Genomic DNA, 25,000 nt, shown 5'->3' with positions numbered 1-25,000 from the left:
TGTGTTCGAGTCTCTCAAATTTTCGCAATCATGAAGTGAAACATCTTCGGGTTGTGAGGTTAAGCGACTAAGCGTACACGGTGGATGCCCTGGCAGTCAGAGGCGATGAAGGACGTGCTAATCTGCGAAAAGCGCCGGCGAGGTGATATGAACCTTTGACCCGGCGATGTCCGAATGGGGAAACCCAGTGCAATTCGTTGCACTATCGTTAACTGAATACATAGGTTAACGAGGCGAACCGGGGGAACTGAAACATCTAAGTACCCCGAGGAAAAGAAATCAACCGAGATTCCCCCAGTAGCGGCGAGCGAACGGGGAGCAGCCCAGAGTCTGAATCAGCTTGTGTGTTAGTGGAAGCGTCTGGAAAGTCGCACGGTACAGGGTGACAGTCCCGTACACGAAAGCACACAGGCTGTGAACTCGAAGAGTAGGGCGGGACACGTGGTATCCTGTCTGAATATGGGGGGACCATCCTCCAAGGCTAAATACTCCTGACTGACCGATAGTGAACCAGTACCGTGAGGGAAAGGCGAAAAGAACCCCGGCGAGGGGAGTGAAAAAGAACCTGAAACCGTGTACGTACAAGCAGTGGGAGCACCTTCGTGGTGTGACTGCGTACCTTTTGTATAATGGGTCAGCGACTTATATTCTGTAGCAAGGTTAACCGTATAGGGGAGCCGAAGGGAAACCGAGTCTTAACTGGGCGTTAAGTTGCAGGGTATAGACCCGAAACCCGGTGATCTAGCCATGGGCAGGTTGAAGGTTGGGTAACACTAACTGGAGGACCGAACCGACTAATGTTGAAAAATTAGCGGATGACTTGTGGCTGGGGGTGAAAGGCCAATCAAACCGGGAGATAGCTGGTTCTCCCCGAAAGCTATTTAGGTAGCGCCTCGTGAACTCATCTTCGGGGGTAGAGCACTGTTTCGGCTAGGGGGCCATCCCGGCTTACCAACCCGATGCAAACTACGAATACCGAAGAATGTTATCACGGGAGACACACGGCGGGTGCTAACGTCCGTCGTGAAGAGGGAAACAACCCAGACCGCCAGCTAAGGTCCCAAAGTCATGGTTAAGTGGGAAACGATGTGGGAAGGCACAGACAGCCAGGATGTTGGCTTAGAAGCAGCCATCATTTAAAGAAAGCGTAATAGCTCACTGGTCGAGTCGGCCTGCGCGGAAGATGTAACGGGGCTAAACCATGCACCGAAGCTGCGGCAGCGACGCTTATGCGTTGTTGGGTAGGGGAGCGTTCTGTAAGCCGTTGAAGGTGTGCTGTGAGGCATGCTGGAGGTATCAGAAGTGCGAATGCTGACATAAGTAACGATAAAGCGGGTGAAAAGCCCGCTCGCCGGAAGACCAAGGGTTCCTGTCCAACGTTAATCGGGGCAGGGTGAGTCGACCCCTAAGGCGAGGCCGAAAGGCGTAGTCGATGGGAAACAGGTTAATATTCCTGTACTTGGTGTTACTGCGAAGGGGGGACGGAGAAGGCTATGTTAGCCGGGCGACGGTTGTCCCGGTTTAAGCATGTAGGCGGAGGTTCCAGGTAAATCCGGTACCTTTTAACGCTGAGGTGTGATGACGAGGCACTACGGTGCTGAAGTAACAAATGCCCTGCTTCCAGGAAAAGCCTCTAAGCATCAGGTAACACGAAATCGTACCCCAAACCGACACAGGTGGTCAGGTAGAGAATACCAAGGCGCTTGAGAGAACTCGGGTGAAGGAACTAGGCAAAATGGTGCCGTAACTTCGGGAGAAGGCACGCTGATATGTAGGTGAAGCCCCTGCGGGTGGAGCTGAAATCAGTCGAAGATACCAGCTGGCTGCAACTGTTTATTAAAAACACAGCACTGTGCAAACACGAAAGTGGACGTATACGGTGTGACGCCTGCCCGGTGCCGGAAGGTTAATTGATGGGGTTAGCGGCAACGCGAAGCTCTTGATCGAAGCCCCGGTAAACGGCGGCCGTAACTATAACGGTCCTAAGGTAGCGAAATTCCTTGTCGGGTAAGTTCCGACCTGCACGAATGGCGTAATGATGGCCAGGCTGTCTCCACCCGAGACTCAGTGAAATTGAACTCGCTGTGAAGATGCAGTGTACCCGCGGCAAGACGGAAAGACCCCGTGAACCTTTACTATAGCTTGACACTGAACACTGGTCCTTGATGTGTAGGATAGGTGGGAGGCTTTGAAGCGTGGACGCCAGTCTGCGTGGAGCCGTCCTTGAAATACCACCCTTTAATGGCTGGTGTTCTAACGTAGACCCGTAATCCGGGTTGCGGACAGTGTCTGGTGGGTAGTTTGACTGGGGCGGTCTCCTCCCAAAGAGTAACGGAGGAGCACGAAGGTTAGCTAATCCTGGTCGGACATCAGGAGGTTAGTGCAATGGCATAAGCTAGCTTGACTGCGAGAGTGACGGCTCGAGCAGGTGCGAAAGCAGGTCATAGTGATCCGGTGGTTCTGAATGGAAGGGCCATCGCTCAACGGATAAAAGGTACTCCGGGGATAACAGGCTGATACCGCCCAAGAGTTCATATCGACGGCGGTGTTTGGCACCTCGATGTCGGCTCATCACATCCTGGGGCTGAAGTAGGTCCCAAGGGTATGGCTGTTCGCCATTTAAAGTGGTACGCGAGCTGGGTTTAGAACGTCGTGAGACAGTTCGGTCCCTATCTGCCGTGGGCGCTGGAGAATTGAGGGGGGCTGCTCCTAGTACGAGAGGACCGGAGTGGACGCATCACTGGTGTTCGGGTTGTCATGCCAATGGCACTGCCCGGTAGCTAAATGCGGAAAAGATAAGTGCTGAAAGCATCTAAGCACGAAACTTGCCCCGAGATGAGTTCTCCCTGACCCTTTAAGGGTCCTGAAGGAACGTTGAAGACGACGACGTTGATAGGTCGGGTGTGTAAGCGCAGCGATGCGTTGAGCTAACCGATACTAATGAACCGTGAGGCTTAACCTTACAACGCCGAAGGTGTTTTGGCGAAGAGACAGAACAATCAAATTTCAGCCTGATACAGATTAACAGAATTTGCCTGGCGGCTTTAGCGCGGTGGTCCCACCTGACCCCATGCCGAACTCAGAAGTGAAACGCCGTAGCGCCGATGGTAGTGTGGGGTCTCCCCATGTGAGAGTAGGGAACTGCCAGGCATCAAAATAGAAGAACCCCGTACCGAAAGGTGCGGGGTTTTTTGCTTTGTGCTCAGAAAAAAACGGTGTCGCTGCGCTTGCCGGATCTACGGGTTTAGTAGGCCCGATAAGGCAAAGCTGCAAATTGGCAATACAGACCGCACGATCCCACGACAAAGAGAAACAAGAATACAAAGAAGGGATTTATAAACGCAGAAAAGCAAAAACCCAGCCATAGGCTGGGTTCTTTAAATAGTGGTGCCCGGACTCGGAATCGAACCAAGGACACGGGGATTTTCAATCCCCTGCTCTACCGACTGAGCTATCCGGGCAACGGAGCGCATTAAACCGCAATCACGCGCTATCGTCAACATTATTTCGGGAAAAGCTGTTCAACTGCTTAAGTTTACGGCAATCTGTCCGCTTTCGCCGCGAAAATGCACAAATCTTCCAGACAGAACCAGTGTAATACGGCAATGCTGATAGTAAGAGGAGGGCAGTAATGGTGAATGACTGGCTTGAACTGCGTCAGCATGCAGATACGGGTATTGAGACGATTAAAGCGCATTTCGAAGGGCATGCATTTGATCCGCACTGGCACGATAGCTACCTGGTAGGGATAACCCTCTCCGGCACGCAGCAGTTTCACTGCCGCCGTGAGCGTCATCGCAGCCAGCCGGGCGACGCTTTCCTCCTCGAGCCTGGTGAAATCCACGACGGAGATGCGCCTGTAGAGGGTGGTTTTACCTATCTGACCTTCTATCTTGATGAGCGCTGGCTTATCCGTGCGCTACAGGGGCTTTACGAATCTACTCCCGGGAGTTATTCACTCCACTTTGCCCAAACGCTGACGCGGGAGCCGCAGCTGGTGCGCGCTATCGGCGAGACATTTTCCACCCTGCATAATAATGAGTTGAAGATCGTTCAGCAGAGCGCAATGGATAATCTGCTCTCCCGGATCACCGCCCATTGCCACTGGCGTAAAAAGCTGCCGTCGCAGTTACAAAGTGCTGCCGTGGCGTACCGTGCGCGCGACTATCTCTATGCTCATATCGGCGAGAACGTAGGGCTATCAGACCTTGCGCGCGAGACGGGCACCGATCGCTTCACCCTGACGCGCTGTTTTAAGCGCGAGTTCAACCTGGCGCCTCACGCATGGCTTATTCAACTGCGTCTGGCAAAGGCCCGACAGCTGCTTGCGTGTGGCGACCAGCCTGTTGATGTGGCTGCCGCAGTGGGATTTGCCGATCAAAGCCATCTGGGGCGCTGGTTTCAGCGGGCTTACCGTATCTCTCCTGCACACTACCGCAGGTTGTGCACAAACCTTCCAGACGTTTCCAAAAAATAGCGGCACATTCATGGCTCTAATAAAAAAGGAGCCACCTGTGAGTTTGATACCCTTTCTGTTGTTCGCCTTTGTCGCCTCCATTACGCCGGGGCCAACCAATATTCTGGTGCTGACGAACAGCCAGCGCTTTGGCGTTAAAAATACCGTACCAGCTATTCTGGGCGGGTGTATCGCGGCCAGTGCGATTGTGCTGATATCAGGCGCCGGCGCAGGGGAAGTGCTGCGTCAGTATCCTCTAATACGTCAGCTCATGAGCTGGACAGGCGTGCTGTGGCTAAGCTGGATGAGCTGGCAGCTGTTTCGCGCCCCGGCCGCTCGTCTCTGCGCTGAGAACCATATCCAATTTACCGCTAAGGCGGCTGCACTGCTGCAGATCGTGAACCCTAAAACCTGGATGATGGCGCTGGCCGTCGTCAGTCTGTTTGCGCCTGCTGGCGATCAGGCATTGCGGGATATTGCGCTAATGGCGCTATGGTTTCTGCTGATCTCAATAGCCTGTTTGATGTGCTGGGCGTGGCTGGGTAAAGCGGTGAACCGAATTTTTCGCACCACCGTAGCGATGGTGCGGTTTCAACGCCTGATGGCGCTGTGTCTTATCGTCTCTGCCTGGGCTGGCATGCTGGCTTAGGTCAGTGCCCCGCCCATACGGCACCGAGCAAAGCGCAGAATATCTTCCGCCAGGCGGTGCGCTGTATCCACATCGGCCTGGCTACGGTTTACCAGCATGCGGCTGAGGCAACCTTCCAGCACCAGTTCCATCTGCTTCGCCACCATCGCCGGATCGTCGACTTCCAGGGTGGTTAACAGCTCATGGGTGAAGTCATGAGCCGCCCGTTTTTGCTGATCTGCTAACTGGTGGATAGGATGCCCAGGGTCGGGAAAATAAGTGCAGGCGGCGATAAACAGACAACCCGGGTACCGGTTGTTGCTGACACATTCCGTCAGGGCGGTATAGCGCGCCAGCAGCTTCTGCTCCGCAGTCAGTTCTTCATTCAGCATCAGCTGCCTGCGCCAGATATCAACCTGCTGGCTGAGATAGCGCAGGGCATCATAGAGTAGCGCCTCTTTATCCGGCCAGAAGCGCTTAAGCTCATCCAGGGGGTAATCGATACGGTCGGCTACCATCTCAAGCGTGGTGCTGGCGATCCCTTGAATCTCAAGTAATTGCAGGGCTTGTCCCAGTACGTCTTCACGTTGCACGGTTATCTCCTCCGCTATTCCCAACGGTTTGTCCCGTTTAAAGTGTTGTTTACGGTTGGCGATTGCGCAAATGCGCGCTAAATGCCGCTGCATCCATAAACCCGGTTACACGCTTTTCTGGCTGCTCCTGGCCCTGTTGATTGAAGAAAAGAATGGTTGGCAGTCCGAGGACGTTAAGCTGCTTCAGCAGAGCCTTATCCTGGGCTTTGTTGGCTGTCACGTTTGCCTGGAGCAGAACAGTCTCTTTCAGGGCATTTTGCACCTGTGGATCGCTAAAGGTGTATTTTTCAAACTCTTTGCAGGCGACGCACCAGTCGGCATAGAGATCGAGCATCACCGGTTTGCCTTTTGCCTGTACGAGCGCGCTGCTGAGCTCATCAACGTTCTTAATCTGGATGAAGTTCAAATGCGCCTGCGTCTGGCCGACCGGCGAGCCGAACGCCCAGTCCTGAAGAGGACGCACGCTTACCAGCGCGGCAGCCAGCAGCAGGATTTGTACCAGACGCATCCACGCTTTTTTCGCCCCCAGGCTGACGATAAACGCCCAGGTAAAGAACGCTACCCCGAGCATTGCCCACAGGCGCATACCCCAGACGTCACCGATGATACGCTCCAGCAGGAACACCGGCAGCGCCAGAATGACAAAGCCAAATGCGGTTTTCACCGTTTCCATCCACGGGCCGCTCTTCGGCAGCAGTCGATTGCCGAAAACCGTGACCAGAATCAGCGGCAGACCCATGCCCAGGGCATACAGGTACAACGTTCCGCCGCCGAGCCACATGTTTCCGCTCTGGGCGATATAGAGCAGGATGGCGCTAAGCGGCGCGGTGGTGCAAGGGGAACAAATCAGCCCGGCAATGGCACCCATTGCGAACACGCCGCCTGCCGAACCACCCTGCTGGCGATTACTCATCAGCGTTAAGCGGGTTTGCAGCGAGGAGGGCAACTGCAGCGTGAACAGGCCAAACATCGACAGCGCCAGCAGGATAAATATCGCCGACAGGCCAATCAGCACATAAGGATGCTGCAGTGCAGCCTGGAACTGTAACCCGGCAGCGGCAACCACAAGTCCAAGGGCCGTGTAGGTCAATGCCATACCCTGCACGTAAATTAAGGCCAGCAGCAGCGCGCGGGCTGTGGAAAGGCGCTGTTTGCCGCCCAGCACGATGCCAGAGATGAGCGGATACATGGGCAGCACGCAGGGTGTAAAGGCAATGCCAATCCCAATCAGGAAGGCCCAGAGCGCCGAGAATGGAAGGTCTGCGCGGTCTTCGCTCTTCTCGTCCGAGGGGAGAGGGGAAACTGCAGCAGCCGCTTTCACTTCGCTGAGCGGAACAACCTTCGTTTCCGGCGGATAGCAGAATCCGGCATCCGCGCACCCCTGATAGGTCACCGTCAGCGTCGCGCCTTTATCCGCCTGATTCACCGTAACAGGCACGTTCAGGCGCTGGCGATAGATCTCGCTTTTGCCGTAAAACTCATCTTCATGCCACTCGCCAGCGGGCATCTGTAATGCGCCCACGCTGGCCTGAGCAGGCGTAATGCTCACCTGCTTGCGATAGAGGTAATAGCCCTCTTTCACCTGCCAGTTGAGCGTAAGGTCATGCTGGTTTTGCTGAAAATCGAAAACAAACGCCTGGTCGGCAGGGATGAAGTTCGAACGGCCGGGCGCGTCAAATAACCCGGCAAATACTGATGTGCTGCACAGCAGCAGAATCAGCGTAAGGAAGCGTTGAGCCATGAGAGATAGTCGTTATCGCCATGAACCACTGGCACCACCAGCAGCTCCGGGGTTTGGTAAGGATGATGAGATTTGAGGCAGTCCAGGAGTGCCTGCTGATTTGCCAGATTGGTTTTGAGCAACATCTGGACCTCGTACTCTTGCTCCAGCTTACCTTCCCAATAGTAAAGAGAGGTGGCACCGGGGAGGAGCGTAACGCAGGCTGCCAGTTTTTCGGCCAGCACTTTAGCGGCGAGATCCTGGGCAGAGGCTTCATCAGGGGCGGTACAAAGTACGACAACAGCATCAGGCGTGTTCACAAGTCGACCTCCTCATCACGAAAGGTTTAACTATATCACGCAAGGCGGTTGGTCATTAATGAAACGGGCCGCAGAGCGGCCCGATTTTAACTATTTTTACAACCGGGAGCGGTTTACAGCACCACGCCACCGATGATAAAGCCGAGGATCACGCAAAGTGAAATGGCGACCACGCCCGGGATCAGGAACGCATGGTTAAACACATACTTACCGATACGGGTTGAGCCGGTGTCATCCATCTCTACAGCCGCCAGCAGAGTTGGGTAGGTAGGCAGCACGAACAGGGCGGAGACAGCAGCAAACGAGGCGATGGCGGTCAACGGCGTTACGCCCAGCATCAGTGCCGCAGGCATCAGCGCTTTGGTGGTCGCGGCCTGAGAGTAAAGCAGGGTCGCAGCAAAGAACAGCACGACCGCCAGCAGCCATGGATAGTTGTGCAGCAGGTCCCCGGCCACGGTCTGAATGTCGCTAATGTGCGCTTTCACGAAAGTATCACCGAGCCACGCCACACCCAGCACGCACACGCAGGCGCTCATACCGGATTTAAAGGTGCTGGCGTTCAGCACTTCGCTGGTATCAATTTTACAGGTGATGCTAATCAGCGTGGCGATGGTCAGCATAAACACCACAATCGCTTCGTTACGCGGCAGAACCGGGTTCTGGATCAGACCTACGGTATCGCTGATGGCGGTCGCGTAGAACATGACGGCAACGATACCAATCAGGAACAGCAGCACGGAGCGTTTCGCGTGTGGCTTCAGTTCGAAAACCTGACTGCCGCGCAGGCTCACTTCACCTTTTGCCAGACGCTCCTGATAAACCGGATCGTCTTTCAGTTCAGCGCCGAGGAAGTTACACAGCACGGCGGTAATCATCACCGCGATCAGCGTCACCGGGATACAGATCGCCAGCAGCGTCAGGTAGCTCACGCCCATCGGCTCAAGGATACCGGCGAAGAAGACCACCGCCGCGGAAATCGGTGAAGCGGTAATGGCGATCTGGGACGCGACGACCGCAATGGAGAGCGGACGCGACGGACGGATACCCTGTTCTTTCGCCACTTCGGTAATCACCGGTAACGTGGAGAAAGCGGTGTGGCCAGTACCGGCGAGAATGGTCATAAACCATGTCACCAGCGGAGCAAGGAAGGTAATGTATTTTGGATGGCGGCGCAGCATACGCTCCGCCAGGCTTACCAGGTAGTCCATACCGCCTGCCACCTGCATGGCGGCAATAGCGGCAATAACAGCCATGATGATTTCGATAACGTCGAACGGTATAGCGCCGGGTTTAATCTGAAAGATAAGGGTAAGAACGAGCACTCCAAGACCGCCGGCAAAACCGATGCCGATACCCCCGAGTCGTGCTCCCAAATAAATCGCCAACAAGACGATGACGAGTTCTGCTCCAAACATAAGGACCTGCCTTGCTTATTAACAAGTTGATATTGAATTGTTGTATTTTGGTAACGCCTAAAAAGAAAAAAGGCACGTCACAAGTGACGTGCCTTAAGAAGCCTAGCCTGAACGGTTACTGTTCGCTTTCATCGGTATATCGTTTCGCTTTATATGCCGGGTGCATCAGGTTTTGGGCCGAGAAGATATCGTCCAGCTCGGCTTCGGTCAACAGCCCGCGCTCCAGTACTACTTCACGTACGCTCTTACCGGTTTCGGCACAAATCTTACCGACGATGTCGCCGTTGTGGTGACCGATGAACGGGTTGAGGTAGGTGACGATCCCGATGGAGTTGTAGACATAACCTTCACAGACTTCTTTATTCGCCGTGATGCCGTTAATGCATTTTTCCAGCAGGTTGTAGCAGGCGTTCGTCAGGATGTGGATAGATTCAAACATCGCCTGGCCAATCACCGGCTCCATCACGTTCAGCTGCAGCTGACCCGCTTCAGAGGCCATGGTCACGGTCGTATCGTTACCGATGACTTTGAAGCAAACCTGGTTCACCACTTCTGGCACCACCGGGTTCACTTTGGCCGGCATGATGGATGAACCCGCCTGCAGTTCTGGCAGGTTGATTTCATTCAGGCCAGCGCGCGGACCGGAAGAGAGCAGGCGCAGGTCGTTACAGATTTTGGACAGTTTCACCGCCAGACGTTTCAGCGCGCTGTGTACCATGACGTAGGCGCCGCAGTCGGAGGTCGCTTCAATCAGGTCTTCTGCAGGCACAACCGGCAGGTTGGACACTTCAGCCAGCTTCTGTACCGCCAGTTGCTGATAGCCATCCGGGGTGTTCAGACGCGTACCGATAGCGGTGGCGCCCAGGTTCACTTCCAGCAGCAGCTCGGAGGTACGCAGCAGGTTTTTGGTCTCTTCGTTCAGCAGTACGTTAAACGCGTGGAATTCCTGACCGAGGGTCATCGGCACCGCATCCTGCAGCTGGGTACGACCCATTTTCAGAATGTCCTGGAACTCAACCGCTTTACGCTGGAAGCCATCGCCCAGCTGGTTAATCGCATCCACCAGTTTCACCACGGAGGCATACACCGCAATTCGGAAGCCGGTTGGGTAGGCGTCGTTGGTGGACTGGCATTTGTTGACGTGGTCGTTCGGGTTCAGGTACTGGTATTCACCTTTCTGGTGACCCATCAGCTCCAGGCCAATGTTTGCCAGTACTTCGTTAGTATTCATGTTGACGGAGGTGCCCGCGCCGCCCTGATAGACGTCAACCGGGAACTGGTCCATGCATTTGCCGTTGTTCAGCACTTCATCGCAGGCTGCGATAATCGCATTTGCCGCGCTTTTAGGAATGGTTTGCAGCTCTTTGTTGGCCAGTGCTGCGGCTTTCTTCACCATCACCATGCCACGGACAAACTCAGGGATGTCGCTGATTTTGCTGTTGCTGATGTAGAAGTTTTCAATCGCTCTCAGAGTGTGGACACCGTAGTAGGCATCCGCTGGAACTTCCCTGGTACCCAACAAGTCTTCTTCGATACGAATGTTGTTTAACATGTGAACCTTCTTTTCAAGCTGCCGATGGATTGTACTAAACACACAGTATTTATGTGGTTTTGAATATTTTCTGGCCGACGATTATTCCCTCAATCAGCCAGATGCTCGAGATCATATGCTGATGATAGCGAATTGCCGTAAGCTGGATCACTTATTATCGAGCCGATTCCATGATAATTATTAATCTGTGAAATGGGTCACCGCTTTAAAATTTCCAAAAAAAATATCCGTGCAAACTGATTGAATTTTCGCTAACCGTCACCATTTCATACAAACGCGCGTCGCGAACACATTCAGACAGGGGCCGATGGCCCTTGCCATACAGGAGATGCCAGTGCGCTGGATACCGTTTATTGCTTTCTTCCTCTATGTTTACATTGAGATTTCCATTTTTATTCAGGTTGCCCATGTGCTGGGCGTCCTGCTGACGCTGATTCTTGTGATTTTCACCTCCGTCATCGGCATGTCGCTGGTGCGTAATCAGGGTTTCAAAAATTTCCTGATAATGCAGCAGAAGATGGCCGCAGGGGAAAGCCCGGCGGAAGAGATGATCAAAAGCGTGTCGTTGATTATTGCGGGGCTGCTGCTGATCCTGCCGGGGTTCTTCACTGACTTCCTCGGCCTGCTGCTGCTTCTGCCGCCGGTGCAAAAACACCTGACCATGAAGCTGCTGCCGCATCTGCGCTTTAGCCGAATGCCGGGGGGCGGATTTAGCACCGGACCGGGCGATACCTTCGAAGGGGAGTATCAGCGTAAGGATGAACAGCACGACCGTTTAGACCATAAAGACGATCGGTAATGTTTTTGCCCGGTGGCGCTTCGCTTACCGGGCCTCCGGGAGCGCACCGCGCCTCGGCAAAAACACCCACAGCCCTGCCAGCATGACAATTGCGTACAAACTCTTCCAGCCCACCATCGCCAGCAGCAGCAGGCAAAGCACACCCCCGACGACCGCCAGAGCTTTATAGCGACCTTTTAGCAAACGGCATCCCGCCAGCATGCACAACAGGTAGATCATGATGAAAATGCCGTTGGCGTAGACGATGAGCGCGTCCAGATTAATCTTCAGTGCGTAAATACAGAGCGTGCTCACCACGCAGCAGCCCAGTACGGCATTCAGGGCATTCAGCGGAAGCTGGCGTTTAGACAGGCGCGCGAGACGATTCTCGGGTTTGTAGAGCGCCTGCGACCATACCAGACGGGCAAAGCTCTGGATATAAATGTTGAGGCTGGCAAAACAGGCCAGATAGCCGATGACGCAGGCTATCCACAGTGCCTTCACACCAAACAGATCAACCACGATACCCGGCAGCGATGCCGCGGCGGCGAGATCCGCTCCGAACGCGTGGAAGTGTAAGACCAGCACGGTACACGCCCAATAGACCGTGCCAGCCAGCAGCAGGCCTATCATCAGGGCGCGGGGGAAATCACGCTCAGGCTGCTTAAATTCAGAGGCCAGATGGGCAAAGGCTTCCAGGCCGACAAAACACCAGAACATGACGGAGAGCGCGGCGAAAAGCTGTGAATGGTCGACGTCTGTCAGCGCAGGGAAGGGAATTTCCTTGATGGTGATATCGCCCGCCCACCAGATAGCGACAACGAGCGCGACAATCAGCACCGCAACCAGCGTCTGCAGGTTGGCGCTCGAGCTGGCGCCGCGAGAGCCCACCCACCAGACGATTGCCAGCGTACCCAGCTCGGCCAGCAACAGCTGCTCGTTATGCCAGCCAAACAGCGCCTGACCAAATCCGGTCGCAATATGCAACGCCGCAGGAAGGCCAACCGGAATGACGGAGAGAAACAGCCAGCCGGTTACACGCTGCAGCCGCGGGCCAAAGGCCAGTCCGACAAAGTGCGCCACGCCGCCCGCGCTGGGGAAATGCCGCCCCAGGATGGCAAACACAATGGCTATCGGGAAAACCAATACAATCAGCGCCGGCCACGCCCACAGGCTGTTATTTCCAGCCACCAGCGCCGCCAGTGCGGGTACGGCAAACACACCCGTACCTAACAAGGAGGTTGAGAGCAGTCCGACGCCCTGCGCCAGTCCCAACTCCTGCTTGAGTCCACTCATTGACATCGCCCTGCCAGTAGCAAAAGAGAGGCGATGGTAACACTTTCGCAAATTTTTTTTTCAACTCCCCCTTGAAGGGGTAAAAAGCTATCCCCATCTCTCAGGGCACTAGTCGGAAAACCGCATGCGGGCCGGCGTCATCCATAACTGATAATGACTTTCTCAAAGGAGAGCTATCAATGAGTATTCGTCCGTTACATGATCGTGTGATCGTCAAACGTAAAGAAGTTGAAACCAAGTCTGCTGGCGGCATCGTTCTGACCGGTTCTGCAGCAGCCAAATCAACGCGTGGCGAAATCATCGCTGTCGGTAAGGGCCGCATCCTGGAAAACGGAACTGTGCAGCCGCTGGACGTTAAAGTTGGTGACATCGTAATTTTCAACGATGGCTACGGCGTGAAATCCGAGAAGATCGACAATGAAGAAGTGTTGATCATGTCCGAGAGCGACATTCTGGCAATTGTTGAAGCGTAATTTACGCACGAGAATTTGAGGAAATAAGAACATGGCAGCTAAAGACGTAAAATTCGGTAACGACGCTCGTGTAAAAATGCTCCGCGGCGTAAACGTACTGGCAGATGCAGTTAAAGTGACCCTGGGCCCGAAAGGCCGCAACGTAGTGCTGGATAAATCCTTCGGCGCGCCAACCATCACCAAAGATGGTGTTTCTGTAGCACGTGAAATCGAGCTGGAAGACAAGTTCGAAAACATGGGTGCGCAGATGGTGAAAGAAGTTGCCTCTAAAGCGAACGACGCTGCAGGTGACGGTACCACCACCGCGACCGTTCTGGCGCAGGCGATCATCACCGAAGGTCTGAAAGCCGTTGCTGCGGGCATGAACCCAATGGATCTGAAACGTGGTATCGACAAAGCTGTCGCCTCCGCTGTTGAAGAACTGAAGGCGCTGTCCGTGCCGTGCTCTGACTCTAAAGCCATTGCTCAGGTTGGTACTATCTCCGCTAACTCCGACGAAACCGTAGGTAAACTGATCGCTGAAGCGATGGACAAAGTCGGTAAAGAAGGCGTAATCACCGTTGAAGACGGTACCGGTCTGGAAGACGAACTGGACGTGGTTGAAGGTATGCAGTTCGACCGCGGTTACCTGTCCCCATACTTCATCAACAAGCCAGAAACTGGCGCTGTTGAGCTGGAAAGCCCGTTCATCCTGCTGGCTGATAAGAAAATCTCCAACATCCGCGAAATGCTGCCAGTACTGGAAGCCGTTGCGAAAGCAGGCAAGCCTCTGGTTATCATCGCTGAAGACGTTGAAGGCGAAGCGCTGGCGACCCTGGTGGTTAACACCATGCGCGGCATCGTGAAAGTGGCTGCGGTTAAAGCACCTGGCTTCGGCGATCGCCGTAAAGCGATGCTGCAGGATATCGCTACCCTGACTGGCGGTACCGTGATCTCTGAAGAGATCGGTATGGAGCTGGAAAAAGCGACCCTGGAAGACCTGGGCCAGGCGAAACGCGTTGTGATCAACAAAGACACCACCACCATCATCGATGGCGTGGGTGAAGAAGCCGCTATTCAGGGCCGCGTTGGTCAGATCCGTAAGCAGATCGAAGAAGCGACTTCCGATTACGACCGTGAAAAACTGCAGGAGCGCGTAGCGAAACTGGCCGGCGGCGTTGCGGTAATCAAAGTCGGTGCTGCTACCGAAGTTGAAATGAAAGAGAAAAAAGCACGCGTTGACGATGCTCTGCACGCGACCCGTGCTGCGGTAGAAGAAGGCGTGGTTGCTGGTGGTGGTGTCGCGCTGGTGCGTGTTGCCGCTAAACTGGCTGGCCTGACCGCTCAGAACGAAGACCAGAACGTGGGCATCAAAGTTGCGCTGCGCGCAATGGAAGCCCCTCTGCGTCAGATCGTTTCTAACGCCGGTGAAGAGCCATCTGTGGTTGCGAACAACGTGAAAGCGGGCGAAGGTAACTACGGTTACAACGCAGCAACTGAAGAATACGGCAACATGATCGACTTCGGTATCCTGGATCCAACTAAAGTGACCCGTTCTGCTCTGCAGTATGCGGCCTCTGTTGCTGGTCTGATGATCACCACCGAATGCATGGTGACCGACCTGCCTAAAGGCGATGCGCCTGACTTAGGTGCTGCTGGTATGGGCGGCATGGGCGGTATGGGCGGCATGATGTAATCGTGCGCTCTACGTCGTAGAATGTGAAAAACCCCCGGGCAGAAATGCTCGGGGGTTTTTCTTTTGGTCATCTTTTAGGTATAAGATTTACACACGGACAACTACTGTCCAGCTTATTGAAAACGAGGAATAACATGCGCGTAAAAGTCTGTGCAGGGATTGTAGGGGCAGCATTGCTGCTGGCGGGTTGTAGCTCCAGCAATGAGCTGTCGGCAGCGGGCCAGGGCGTTCGCTTTGTGGAAGATAAGCCTGGCAGTGAATGCCAGCTGTTAGGCACGGCAACCGGTGAGCAAAGCAACTGGATGTCAGGTCAGCATGGCGAAGAAGGTGGCTCGATGCGCGGTGCGGCGAATGCCCTGCGTAACCAGGCTGCGGCAATGGGCGGTAACGTCATTTACGGCGTGAGCAGCCCAACGCAGAGTATGCTGTCCAGCTTCGTGCCGACCGCCAGCCAGATGAACGGCCAGGTCTACAAGTGCCCGAACTGATTCCCTTTTTCCCTCTCCCTGTGGGAGAGGGTTAGGGTGAGGGGAAACTAGTGCTGCCGCAGCTGCAAGTCCAGCGGCGTCTTGCTCGGCTCTCCGCCAATCTCCCGTGCCAGCTTCGGCACCATATAGCCTGAAACCAGCGTTAACAGTTCGCGCATAATCTGCCGGGCTTCTTCATCCGTCACCATGAAATGGGCCGCGCCCTGAACGCGATCCAGCACGTGCAGGTAATAGGGCATCACGCCCGCATCAAACAGGGCATTGCTCAGGTCAGCCAGCACGCGGGCGCTGTCATTCACGCCGCGCAGCAGCACGCTCTGGTTCAGCAGCGTTACGCCCGCTTTACGCAGACGCGCCATCGCCGCGCGAAAATCATCGTCAATTTCGTTCCCGTGGTTGATATGGTTCACCAGCAGCACCTGCAATCTTGACTGCTCCAGGCGTGACACCAGTCCGTCGGTGATCCGCGCGGGAATAACAATCGGCAAACGGCTATGAATGCGCAGACGTTTAATGTGCGGGATGGCTTCCAGCTGTGTCAGCAGCCAGTCCAGCTCGTGATCTTTTGCCATCAGCGGATCGCCTCCGGAAAAAATAATCTCATCCAGCTCTGAGTGGGCGGCAATATAGTCCAGCGCGACCTGCCAGTTGCGTTTATTGCCCTGGTTTTCGGCATATGGGAAGTGCCGACGGAAGCAATAACGACAATTTACCGCGCAGCCGCCCTTTACCAGCAGCAGGGCACGGTTGAGATATTTGTGCAGTAAACCAGGCACCACGCTGTTCTGCTCTTCCAGCGGATCGGTGCTGTATCCCGGCGCGGTGATAAACTCATCCTGCGAAGTAAGTGTTTGTTTTAATAGCGGATCGTCGGGGTTGCCTTTCTCCATCCGCGCCACAAACGCACGGGGAACGCGCAGGGCGAAAAGGCGCTTTGCCTCGCGGCCAGCAAGCAACTCTGGGTGCTGATCGAGGTCTAAAAGACGCAGCAATTCATCAGGACTGGTGATTACATCGGCAAGTTGCGATAACCAATCTTCTCTGGACGGGGTGTTTAGGGTTACAATATGCGCCATTTTGTGGCTTAGCTACCAGTTAACAAATTTAGAGGGCCTTATGGCAACGTACTATAGCAACGATTTTCGTGCTGGTCTTAAAATCATGATGGACGGCGAACCGTACGCGGTTGAAGCCAGCGAATTCGTTAAACCAGGTAAAGGCCAGGCATTCGCACGCGTTAAGCTGCGCCGTCTGCTGACCGGTACCCGTGTTGAGAAAACCTTCAAGTCTACTGACTCCGCTGAAGGCGCTGATGTTGTTGATATGAACCTGACCTATCTGTACAACGATGGCGAGTTCTGGCATTTCATGAACAACTCCACTTTCGAACAGCTGTCTGCTGATGAGAAAGCGGTAGGTGATAGCGCTAAATGGCTGCTGGACCAGGCTGAGTGCATCGTAACCCTGTGGAACGGTCAGCCTATCGCTGTGACCCCACCAAACTTCGTAGAACTGGAAATCGTTGAAACCGATCCAGGTCTGAAAGGTGATACCGCAGGTACCGGCGGTAAACCAGCCAAACTGTCTACCGGCGCAGTGGTTAAAGTTCCACTGTTCGTACAGACTGGCGAAGTGATCAAAGTGGATACCCGCTCCGGCGAATACGTGTCCCGCGTGAAGTAATTTACGTCATGATTGAAGGCGCAGCGCCCGCTGCGCCTGATTTTTGCAGGCAGGGATGATGAAACGTACCGTTAAAATTCTGCTTCTGTTAGCGCTTTCCAGTGCATTGCTTTCCGGCTGTAACACCACCCGTGGAATGGGACAAGATATCCAGGATCTCGGTCATATCATTTCTCACGCCGCCAGCTAAGTTCGTCTAATTTTCCTAAAAATGCTTCCTTTTCCGTCATCCGGCGGGATCTTGTCTATCCTTAAGTTGCTATACACAAAACAACTTTGGCTATAAAAGGAAGATATTATGGTTAAGAAGACAATTGCAGCGATCTTTTCAGTCCTGGTACTTTCTTCAGTATTAACAGCCTGTAATACCACGCGTGGCGTTGGTCAGGATATTTCTGAAGGTGGTAGCGCAATCTCTGGTGCGGCAACTAAAGCTCAGCAGTAATTAACACACGGTACGAGACCAGCCGTTTCGTACCGTCAGCTTTTTGATTCCTGCAGGGATAAGAACGGAGAAAAACGCGTATCCATATGCAATTTCATGCGGATATTGCGTTTATAGGTATAGACCGTTTTTCCGTTGATACTCAGGTGGGCAGCAATCTTTTGATTGCTCGCGCCGTCCATCCATAATGTAAGCACTTTCTCTTCCTGCCGGGTCAGCAAGGGGGCGGCTGCCGTGGGCCTTTCAGCGCATGAGCGCGAGGTTAATGCATCATTTATAGTCGTTGCCACTTCTTCGAGACTGGCGTTTTTCAACAGCGACGACCACACCGGGAAGTGTCCGAGCCAGTCTGTCATGCCGTTGTCCTCTCCCGATTGCAGCAAAATAAACGGTAAGCGTTCACTGGCGTTGAGCAAAGACGAGAGCTGCTGAAAATGATGAATATCCTGCCTGAAGCCGTACAAATCGGCGATAACCAGCGTGGGTTTCCATTGCAGAATGTGCTCCCTGGCAAGGAACAGATTATTCAGCCCGGTCACAACGTAGTGTCCCGGGAACAAACCGGAATGATTGAGCCATGCTTCAAACCCCGTGCGGGTAAAGTGACAACGGTCAATCAAGAGAATTTTGAACATATTTTATTCGCAGTCGGCTAGTGGTTTGGCTTCCTGCCATCAGAAAGCACATCATCATAGAGAAGTCGGATGAGTGCTAAATGCCGGAACTACGCGCCATACTGCGGCTATTTCTTGCCTTAACGTGTTCAGCAAAAAAAGATTGAAAAAAAATAGCACGCTAACCAAAATATGGGGCGTAATCTCTGCCTTACGGGACGACCCGTAAGCGTTTCTTTCACCGGGGACGGCCCCAACTTCTATTAAGTTAAGGAGCCTGAAATGTCCTGGATCATTCTTTTTATTGCCGGTCTGCTCGAAGTGGTGTGGGCGATTGGTCTCAAGTACACCCACGGATTTACCCGCCTGACGCCCAGCGTCATAACCGTTACCGCCATGATCGTCAGTATCGTTCTGTTATCCTGGGCGATGCGCTCTCTGCCTGTGGGAACGGCTTATGCCGTCTGGACGGGTATTGGCGCGGTGGGAGCTGCCATCACCGGCATTCTGCTGCTTGGCGAGTCAGCGAGTCTGGCGCGTATTGCCAGCCTCGCGTTGATTGTGGCCGGGATCGTTGGGCTTAAGCTCAGCACTCACTAATGGGGTTGTTTTACCCAGATAAGTTTTGACACATCAAACCCTTGCCGGGTCGCGACGTCCAGCATCTGCTGCTTCATTTCGGGTGAAAGAGTTGGCGTGCGGGAGAGTATCCACAGGTAGTCGCGATCCGGCCCGCAGACCAGCGCGTGACGGTACTCTCTGTCGAGCGCGATCACGTTATAGCCGCCATAAAACGGGCCAAAGAAAGAGACCTTGAGCGCGGCCCGCCGCGGGTCGCCAGTGAAGTACGCTTTCCCAACCGACTGCTGCCACATCTCACGATCGGGATTATAGCCCCGGTTGATCACCTGAATACCGCCATCATCCATCGGACTGTAATTCGCAGTGACCTTCTCTAAGCCCTGCTCAAACCGATGGTCGAGGCGTGCGATTTCATACCATGTTCCAAGGAAGCGTTGTGCATCAAAAGGCGTGACGACCGTAACGCCAGGCGGTGGGGTAGGAGAACTGCAGGCAACCACTAAAAACGCGGCTGTCACCGCGGCGATAACAGGCAGAATGCGCATAGGAGTTTCCTTACTGTTTTTTGTTAAGTGTAGATGACAGCAGGAAAAATGCGGAAGAGTGTGCGGGGTATTTCGCCGCACACCGTGGATTTTGTAGGCCGGGTAAAGCGAAGCCGCCACCCGGCAATGTTTTACTGCAGCGCGTCGAGGATACGGTATGCCGCCTCAACGCGTGCCGGGTTCGGATAGCTTTTATTCGCCAGCATCACAATGCCGAGCTGCTTTTCAGGAATAAATGCCACGTAGCTGCCAAATCCGCCGGTAGAGCCCGTTTTATGGACCCAGGAGGCCTTAACCGGTGGTGCCGGTGGATTCACTTCTCTTGCAGGCAACGGCGCCAGCGCCACCTTATTGTCGCTGCCCCCGACCACCGTTTGGGCGTCGACCGGCCAGTTCAGCATTTCCCAGCCCAATCCTTGATACATGGCTCCCACGCGCCAGTAGCGAGACTGTGCCAGGGCAATACCGTGCTTAAGTGGGGAATCCTGAAGGGAGTCCGGCATCATGTTGACCATCACCCAGCTTGCCATATCCTGCACGTTGGTTTTTACGCCATAGGCTTCCGCGTCCAGCATCCCTGGCGAAACGTGGACCGCTTTACCGTCACGGTATCCCCAGGCGTAATGCGCCTCTTCCGCTTTCGGGACGTTAATCCAGGTATGGTCCAGCTTGAGCGGCTTAAAGACCCGCGTCGTCATGGCCTGCTCATAGCTCATGCCGGAGGGTTTGACCGCCAGCGCGCCAAAAAGACCGATGCTGGTGTTAGCGTAAAGACGCGTGGTGCCCGGCTTCCATTTTGGCTGCCAGTTTTGATAAAAGCGCAGCAGGGAGGCGGTATCCGTGACCTCATCCGGCACCTGCAACGGCAGACCGCCTGCGGTATAGGTTGCCAGATCCAGCATGCGAATGCCCTGCCACTGCTTGCCCGTGAGCTCAGGCCAGTATCTGGTCACCGGATCGCCCAGCGTTATTTCACCGCGCGCAATCGCATCGCCACCCAATACGCCGGTGAAGGTTTTACTTATCGAACCCAGCTCGAACAAGGTTTGCGGGGTGACGGGTTTGTTCGCTGCAACATCAGCTTTACCGAAGGTAAAGTAGTGCGGCTGACCCTGATAAATCACCGCCACCGCCATACCCGGAATGGCCTGCGCGTTCATCAGCGGCGTAACGGTACGTTCCACCACCTCAGCCAGCTGTTTTTCGGACATCGGTGCGGCGAATGCAGTGCTGGCAACGCTGAGCAGCAGGGCACAGCTTAGGGTTTTTTTCATCATTAGTTATCTTCCGTAATAGCAGTTCAAGGGAGTGTCCGGGCCCGTCAGACCGCTGTAGTCTGTGAGATTTGACTGTGGCTGACAAACGGTTAAATTTAGCATTAGCTGTTAATTTTTCTAACGGACGAGACCATGACGCGCAGCTATCTTCCTCTTAATTCCCTGCGGGCGTTTGAAGCCGCCGCCAGGCACCTCAGTTTTACGCATGCCGCTATTGAGCTGAATGTAACCCATTCCGCGATTAGCCAGCACGTCAAGGCGCTGGAGCAGCACCTTAACTGCCAGCTTTTCGTTCGCGTTTCGCGAGGGCTGATGTTGACTACCGAAGGCGAGAATTTGCTGCCGGTGCTGAATGACTCGTTCGATCGTATCGCCGGAATGCTGGATCGCTTTGCCAGCCAGCGCGCGCAGGAGAAGCTCAAAATTGGCGTGGTCGGGACATTTGCGACGGGGGTGTTATTCTCGCAGCTCGCGGACTTCCGCCGCTGCTATCCGCATATTGATCTTCAGCTTTCCACCCATAACAACCGTGTCGATCCGGCGGCTGAAGGACTTGATTACGCCATTCGTTATGGCGGCGGGGCGTGGCACGGCACGGAAGCGACGTTTCTTTGCCCCGCACCGCTTGCGCCGCTTTGCACACCTGACATTGCTGCCGCGTTGCACACCCCTGCCGATATCCTGAAGTTTACCCTCCTGCGCTCTTACCGGCGCGACGAGTGGACAGCCTGGATGCAGGCTGCGGGTGAAAATCCGCCTTCACCGACGCACCGGGTAATGGTATTTGATTCGTCCGTCACCATGCTGGAAGCCGCGCAGGCAGGTACGGGCATCGCGATTGCCCCTGTCGATATGTTCACCCATCTGCTGAACAGCGAGCGCATCGTGCAGCCATTTGCAACGCAGATTGACCTCGGCAGCTACTGGCTCACGAGGCTGCAGTCACGGGCAGAAACGCCCGCAATGCGCGAGTTTGCCCAGTGGCTGGTGGGGAAGATGCAGAAATAAAAGGCCCGCCTGATGGCGGGCCTGAAGCGTCAGAGGGTGACCACGGCAATCAGCGTTACTACGGTCAGGATGGTTGCCAGACCGTAGAAAACCCATTTCCCGCTCGGGACATGGATTTTCAGGTCATGCATCGCATGGTGAATACGGTGCAGGCCACACCACAGCGGCAGGACGATCATCAGGAAGATGAACACGCGGCCGATAAAGCTGCTCGCGAACGCCAGTACGCGTTCGTAGCCCAGCGCATCTCCCGGGAAGAGCCCCAGCGGTAGCATAATACCGACCAGCAGTATGATGACGGGGGCGATGATGGCACTCCACATGCCGCCTGCGCCAAACAGACCCCAGAAGACCGGCTCGTCAGAACGTTTTGGATTTGGATTGATCACAGTAGTCTCCTTACCAGAACAGTGCGACAAACAGAATGACCACAGTGACCAGAATCGTCACTGCCCAGAGCCCTTTAATCACCGGCTCTGGCCCCATTTTCTCGTCTTTTACGATGATGTTCGCCGCTTTTGGCGCCAGCTCAAACCAGGTTTTGGTATGAAGCAGCGCGGCCGCGAGCACGATCAGGTTCAGAACAACAATGATCGGGTTTTGCAGGAAACCGACGAAGCTGGCCCAGGCTTCCGGGCCATGCTTGAGGGCAAAAACGCCGTACATCAGCTCAAGGCTGAACCAGACCGCCGGTACCGCCGTGCCTTCACGCAGCATGTAGAAGCGATAAAACGGCAGATTTTTCCACCAGGTTGACGGCACAGGCCGCACGTAGGCTTTGCGTTTAGTCGTCATCATGCACTCCTTAGCGTGGTTTCAGGGTAGCGATAAGAAAGTCTTTCGAGCTTTCCACTTTACCCTGCTGAATTGCGGCGGCCGGGTCGACGTGCTTCGGACAAACTTCGGAGCAATAACCCACAAAGGTACAGCTCCAGACGCCGTTCTGGCTATTGAGCTGCGCCATACGTTCTTTTTTACCGTGATCGCGGCTGTCCTCGTTATAGCGGTGCGCCAGGGTAATGGCGGCCGGGCCGATGAACTCCTTGTTCAGGCCAAACTGTGGACAGGCGGCGTAGCAAAGACCGCAGTTGATGCAGCCTGAGAACTGATGGTATTTCGCCATCTGCGCCGGCGTCTGGGTGTTTGGCCCCTGATCCGGCGTGCGCGGGTTACCAATGATGTACGGCTTAATCGCTTCCAGGCTTTCGATAAAGTGGGTCATATCGACCACCAGATCGCGTTCAATCGGGAAGTTGCCCAGCGCTTCGACCTTAATGCCCTTGGTGTATTCGCGCAGGAAGGTCTTACAGGCCAGCTTCGGCACTTTGTTGACCATCATGCCGCAGGATCCGCAGATTGCCATGCGGCAGGACCAGCGGTAGCTCAGGTCTGGCGCCAGGTTGTCTTTGATATAGCCGAGCGCATCCAGCAGGGAGGTTTGCTCATCATAAGGGACTTCATAGAAAGCGCTGTGCGGTGCGGCGTCCACTTCCGGATTGTAGCGCACCACTTCAACCTTCATTTTTTGCATCTCAGCCATTCGCCTTCTCCTTCTTCTCGGCGGCTTCTGCTTCTGCACCGTACACGCGCTTAGCCGGCGGCAGCGTGGTGATTTTCACGTCGCTGTAGTCCAGACGTGTGGTGCCATCCGCATCGCGCCAGGCGAGAGTGTGTTTCAGGAAATTGACGTCGTCACGTTCGGTGCAGCCTTCGTCCAGACGCTGGTGGGCTCCACGCGACTCTTTACGCGCCAGCGCAGAGTGCGCCATACATTCCGCTACGTTCAGACCGTGGCCCAGCTCGATAGTGTAGAGCAGGTCGGTGTTGAATACGCTGGAGGTATCGGTGATGCGCACGCGCTTGAAGCGCTCCTGCAGTTCCGCCAGCTTGTCGACGGTTTTTTGCATCAGCTCTGGCGTACGGTAGATACCGCAGCCTTCTTCCATCGACAGGCCCATCTCGTCGCGGATCTTAGACCAGTTCTCGTTACCCTCCTGGTTCACCAGATCTTTCAGGCGTTTTTCAACGTCTGTAACCTGCGCATCCAGTGCGGCACCGTTGGCTTCGCCTGCGGTAGCCGCCCGCTCCATCGCGCGCTCGCCCGCCATGCGGCCAAAGACGACCAGCTCTGCCAGCGAGTTAGACCCAAGACGGTTGGCGCCGTGCAGGCCCACAGAGGAACACTCGCCGACGGCGAACAGGCCTTTAATTCGGGTTTCGCACTGCTGGTCGGTTTCGATCCCGCCCATGGTGTAGTGCGCCGTTGGACGTACCGGAATCGGCTCTTTCACCGGGTCGACGCCAACGTAGGCTTTTGCCAGTTCGCAGATGAACGGAAGACGTTCCAGCAGCTTCTTCTCGCCCAGATGACGCAGGTCGAGGTGAACGACGTCGCCGCGCGGCGTGGAGATAGTGTTGCCTTTGCGCCACTCGTGCCAGAAGGCCTGAGAGACTTTGTCGCGCGGGCCAAGTTCCATGTATTTGTTCTTCGGCTCGCCGAGCGGGGTTTCCGGGCCCATGCCGTAATCCTGCAGATAGCGGTAGCCGTTTTTGTTGACCAGAATACCGCCTTCACCGCGGCAGCCTTCCGTCATCAGAATGCCGGAGCCTGGCAGGCCGGTTGGGTGATACTGGACGAACTCCATATCGCGCAGGGGTACGCCATGGCTGAGCGCCATGCCCATGCCGTCACCGGTGACGATGCCGCCGTTGGTGTTATAACGATAAACGCGACCCGCACCGCCCGTCGCCATCACTACCGCGTTGGCGCGGATCTGGACAAGCGTGCCTTCCATCATATTCATCGCCACCAGGCCGCGCGCGTGTCCGTCATCAACCAGAATGTCGAGGACGAAATGTTCATCGAAGCGCTGAATTTGTGGGAACTGAAGGGAGGTCTGGAACAGGGTGTGCAGCATGTGGAAGCCGGTTTTATCAGCGGCGAACCAGGTGCGTTCAATCTTCATTCCGCCAAAGCGGCGAACGTTGACGCTGCCGTCCGGACGGCGGCTCCACGGACATCCCCACTGTTCAAGCTGGGTCATTTCCGTTGGACAATGATGCACAAAGTAGTCAACGACATCCTGTTCGCAAAGCCAGTCGCCCCCTGCAACCGTGTCGTGGAAATGGTATTCAAAGCTGTCATGATCCTGCGCAACGGCGGCGGATCCTCCTTCTGCTGCCACAGTGTGGCTACGCATTGGATAGACTTTTGAAATCAATGCGATTTTAGCGTTGGGATTAGCTTGTGCTGCAGCAATCGCAGCACGTAATCCAGCCCCGCCAGCGCCTATTACGGCAAGATCGGCTTGAAAAGTTTGCACGACATTCCTCCAGATTTTTGTTATTTCGCAACGCGACAAACTAAAGGTAGTTCACCCGTCCAAAAGGACGATTGCGAAAGCGTTTCCACTGCTCCTTTATGGGTAAAACAGTATAACCGTGTAGATGTC

The 25,000-nt window shown here is 54.8% G+C and carries 25 protein-coding genes, 1 tRNA gene and 2 rRNA genes; 13 read left to right on the top strand and 15 right to left on the bottom strand.

The window, feature by feature from the left end:
• The first annotated feature begins 57 nt into the window (after positions 1–57).
• Positions 58–2,962: ribosomal RNA gene (locus tag AC4IBF_RS19970) — 23S ribosomal RNA — on the top strand.
• Between the two features lie 72 nt (positions 2,963–3,034).
• Positions 3,035–3,150 (top strand): 5S ribosomal RNA (gene rrf / locus AC4IBF_RS19965).
• 235 nt (positions 3,151–3,385) lie between these two features.
• Here rrf and AC4IBF_RS19960 read toward each other — a convergent pair.
• Positions 3,386–3,461 (bottom strand) — tRNA-Phe (locus tag AC4IBF_RS19960).
• Between the two features lie 170 nt (positions 3,462–3,631).
• Between AC4IBF_RS19960 and AC4IBF_RS19955 the strand changes: the two genes are divergently transcribed.
• Both AC4IBF_RS19955 and AC4IBF_RS19950 read left to right on the top strand, forming a co-directional pair.
• A complete protein-coding gene (locus AC4IBF_RS19955; protein ID WP_133293614.1) occupies positions 3,632–4,477 on the top strand; it encodes an AraC family transcriptional regulator in 846 nt (281 codons plus the stop codon).
• Between the two features lie 37 nt (positions 4,478–4,514).
• Positions 4,515–5,105, top strand: coding sequence for a LysE family translocator (locus tag AC4IBF_RS19950; protein ID WP_248175597.1), 591 nt, complete (start codon positions 4,515–4,517; stop codon positions 5,103–5,105).
• Here AC4IBF_RS19950 and AC4IBF_RS19945 read toward each other — a convergent pair.
• The 5 genes from AC4IBF_RS19945 to aspA form a co-directional block, all read right to left on the bottom strand.
• Positions 5,102–5,677 carry a transcriptional regulator gene (locus AC4IBF_RS19945; protein WP_248175599.1) on the bottom strand — a complete coding sequence of 192 codons (576 nt, stop codon included), beginning with the start codon at positions 5,675–5,677 and terminating at the stop codon, positions 5,102–5,104. The genes AC4IBF_RS19950 and AC4IBF_RS19945 overlap by 4 nt on opposite strands.
• A gap of 49 nt (positions 5,678–5,726) precedes the next feature.
• Positions 5,727–7,418, bottom strand: coding sequence for a protein-disulfide reductase DsbD (locus AC4IBF_RS19940; protein WP_252093323.1), 1,692 nt, complete (start codon positions 7,416–7,418; stop codon positions 5,727–5,729).
• Positions 7,394–7,717, bottom strand: a complete 324-nt coding sequence (cutA, locus tag AC4IBF_RS19935) for a divalent cation tolerance protein CutA (protein ID WP_111965412.1) — start codon at positions 7,715–7,717, stop codon at positions 7,394–7,396. The genes AC4IBF_RS19940 and cutA overlap by 25 nt, the downstream gene beginning before the upstream one ends.
• A gap of 113 nt (positions 7,718–7,830) precedes the next feature.
• Positions 7,831–9,132 carry an anaerobic C4-dicarboxylate transporter gene (locus AC4IBF_RS19930; RefSeq protein WP_024907357.1) on the bottom strand — a complete coding sequence of 434 codons (1,302 nt, stop codon included), beginning with the start codon at positions 9,130–9,132 and terminating at the stop codon, positions 7,831–7,833.
• Between the two features lie 115 nt (positions 9,133–9,247).
• Positions 9,248–10,684 (bottom strand): aspartate ammonia-lyase, encoded by a 1,437-nt coding sequence (aspA, locus tag AC4IBF_RS19925; RefSeq protein ID WP_003855923.1) that lies wholly within the window; start codon positions 10,682–10,684, stop codon positions 9,248–9,250.
• Positions 10,685–11,018: 334 nt separating this feature from the next.
• Between aspA and AC4IBF_RS19920 the strand changes: the two genes are divergently transcribed.
• Positions 11,019–11,483, top strand: a complete 465-nt coding sequence (locus AC4IBF_RS19920; protein ID WP_023616652.1) for an FxsA family protein — start codon at positions 11,019–11,021, stop codon at positions 11,481–11,483.
• Positions 11,484–11,507: 24 nt separating this feature from the next.
• Here AC4IBF_RS19920 and yjeH read toward each other — a convergent pair whose 3' ends face one another.
• Positions 11,508–12,758 (bottom strand): L-methionine/branched-chain amino acid transporter, encoded by a 1,251-nt coding sequence (yjeH, locus tag AC4IBF_RS19915; protein WP_115876641.1) that lies wholly within the window; start codon positions 12,756–12,758, stop codon positions 11,508–11,510.
• A gap of 179 nt (positions 12,759–12,937) precedes the next feature.
• On the opposite strand from yjeH, the gene AC4IBF_RS19910 reads away from it, so the two are divergent.
• The 3 genes from AC4IBF_RS19910 to AC4IBF_RS19900 all read left to right on the top strand — a co-directional run bounded on the left by AC4IBF_RS19910 (position 12,938) and on the right by AC4IBF_RS19900 (position 15,394).
• Complete coding sequence (locus AC4IBF_RS19910; protein ID WP_003855929.1) at positions 12,938–13,231, top strand: co-chaperone GroES; 294 nt, start codon at positions 12,938–12,940, stop codon at positions 13,229–13,231.
• A gap of 31 nt (positions 13,232–13,262) precedes the next feature.
• Positions 13,263–14,906 (top strand): chaperonin GroEL, encoded by a 1,644-nt coding sequence (groL, locus tag AC4IBF_RS19905; protein WP_023310114.1) that lies wholly within the window; start codon positions 13,263–13,265, stop codon positions 14,904–14,906.
• A 134-nt stretch (positions 14,907–15,040) separates the two neighbouring features.
• Complete coding sequence (locus AC4IBF_RS19900) at positions 15,041–15,394, top strand: DUF4156 domain-containing protein (RefSeq protein WP_023310115.1); 354 nt, start codon at positions 15,041–15,043, stop codon at positions 15,392–15,394.
• Between the two features lie 47 nt (positions 15,395–15,441).
• Here AC4IBF_RS19900 and epmB read toward each other — a convergent pair whose 3' ends face one another.
• Positions 15,442–16,470 carry an EF-P beta-lysylation protein EpmB gene (epmB, locus tag AC4IBF_RS19895; RefSeq protein WP_111965409.1) on the bottom strand — a complete coding sequence of 343 codons (1,029 nt, stop codon included), beginning with the start codon at positions 16,468–16,470 and terminating at the stop codon, positions 15,442–15,444.
• A 40-nt stretch (positions 16,471–16,510) separates the two neighbouring features.
• Here epmB and efp point away from each other — a divergent pair, with 40 nt between their 5' ends.
• The 3 genes from efp (at position 16,511) to ecnB (ending at position 17,522) form a co-directional block, all read left to right on the top strand.
• Positions 16,511–17,077, top strand: coding sequence for an elongation factor P (gene efp / locus AC4IBF_RS19890; RefSeq protein ID WP_008502940.1), 567 nt, complete (start codon positions 16,511–16,513; stop codon positions 17,075–17,077).
• A 58-nt stretch (positions 17,078–17,135) separates the two neighbouring features.
• On the top strand, positions 17,136–17,267 hold the full coding sequence (locus tag AC4IBF_RS19885; RefSeq protein ID WP_024907352.1) for an entericidin A/B family lipoprotein: 132 nt from the start codon (positions 17,136–17,138) through the stop codon (positions 17,265–17,267).
• 108 nt (positions 17,268–17,375) lie between these two features.
• Positions 17,376–17,522 carry a lipoprotein toxin entericidin B gene (gene ecnB, locus AC4IBF_RS19880; protein WP_003025482.1) on the top strand — a complete coding sequence of 49 codons (147 nt, stop codon included), beginning with the start codon at positions 17,376–17,378 and terminating at the stop codon, positions 17,520–17,522.
• Between the two features lie 35 nt (positions 17,523–17,557).
• Here the strand turns inward: ecnB and AC4IBF_RS19875 are convergent, their stop codons facing one another.
• Positions 17,558–18,157: a helix-turn-helix transcriptional regulator gene (locus tag AC4IBF_RS19875; RefSeq protein WP_115876639.1), complete on the bottom strand. Its 600-nt coding sequence runs from the start codon at positions 18,155–18,157 to the stop codon at positions 17,558–17,560.
• Between the two features lie 261 nt (positions 18,158–18,418).
• On the opposite strand from AC4IBF_RS19875, the gene sugE reads away from it, so the two are divergent.
• Positions 18,419–18,736 carry a quaternary ammonium compound efflux SMR transporter SugE gene (sugE, locus tag AC4IBF_RS19870; protein ID WP_008502938.1) on the top strand — a complete coding sequence of 106 codons (318 nt, stop codon included), beginning with the start codon at positions 18,419–18,421 and terminating at the stop codon, positions 18,734–18,736.
• Here sugE and AC4IBF_RS19865 read toward each other — a convergent pair.
• Together AC4IBF_RS19865 and blaACT are read right to left on the bottom strand one after the other, a co-directional pair.
• The gene (locus AC4IBF_RS19865; protein ID WP_045909551.1) at positions 18,733–19,263 is read right to left on the bottom strand and encodes a lipocalin family protein; all 531 of its coding nucleotides are present in this window, start codon (positions 19,261–19,263) and stop codon (positions 18,733–18,735) included. The two genes, sugE and AC4IBF_RS19865, sit on opposite strands and share 4 nt — an antisense overlap.
• 131 nt (positions 19,264–19,394) lie before the next feature.
• Positions 19,395–20,540, bottom strand: a complete 1,146-nt coding sequence (gene blaACT, locus AC4IBF_RS19860) for an ACT family cephalosporin-hydrolyzing class C beta-lactamase (RefSeq protein ID WP_133293618.1) — start codon at positions 20,538–20,540, stop codon at positions 19,395–19,397.
• Positions 20,541–20,672: 132 nt separating this feature from the next.
• Between blaACT and ampR the strand changes: the two genes are divergently transcribed.
• Entirely contained in the window at positions 20,673–21,548 is an 876-nt protein-coding gene (ampR, locus tag AC4IBF_RS19855) for a LysR family transcriptional regulator AmpR (protein ID WP_023293463.1), read from the top strand.
• A 29-nt stretch (positions 21,549–21,577) separates the two neighbouring features.
• Here the strand turns inward: ampR and frdD are convergent, their stop codons facing one another.
• The 4 genes from frdD to frdA are packed head-to-tail and all read right to left on the bottom strand — an operon-like array spanning position 21,578 to position 24,871.
• The gene (gene frdD / locus AC4IBF_RS19850; RefSeq protein WP_133293619.1) at positions 21,578–21,937 is read right to left on the bottom strand and encodes a fumarate reductase subunit FrdD; all 360 of its coding nucleotides are present in this window, start codon (positions 21,935–21,937) and stop codon (positions 21,578–21,580) included.
• A gap of 10 nt (positions 21,938–21,947) precedes the next feature.
• The gene (frdC, locus tag AC4IBF_RS19845; RefSeq protein ID WP_111965403.1) at positions 21,948–22,343 is read right to left on the bottom strand and encodes a fumarate reductase subunit FrdC; all 396 of its coding nucleotides are present in this window, start codon (positions 22,341–22,343) and stop codon (positions 21,948–21,950) included.
• 10 nt (positions 22,344–22,353) lie between these two features.
• Entirely contained in the window at positions 22,354–23,088 is a 735-nt protein-coding gene (locus tag AC4IBF_RS19840) for a succinate dehydrogenase/fumarate reductase iron-sulfur subunit (protein WP_023310124.1), read from the bottom strand.
• Positions 23,081–24,871 (bottom strand): fumarate reductase (quinol) flavoprotein subunit, encoded by a 1,791-nt coding sequence (gene frdA / locus AC4IBF_RS19835; RefSeq protein WP_133293620.1) that lies wholly within the window; start codon positions 24,869–24,871, stop codon positions 23,081–23,083. Before frdA ends, AC4IBF_RS19840 begins: the two co-directional genes overlap by 8 nt.
• Positions 24,872–25,000 lie beyond the last annotated feature (129 nt).

This window comes from Enterobacter sp. Taxon_8 (assembly GCF_058354585.1).
The sequence above is the reverse complement of the archived record's forward strand: the minus strand, read 5'-3'. Positions and strand labels throughout refer to the sequence as shown.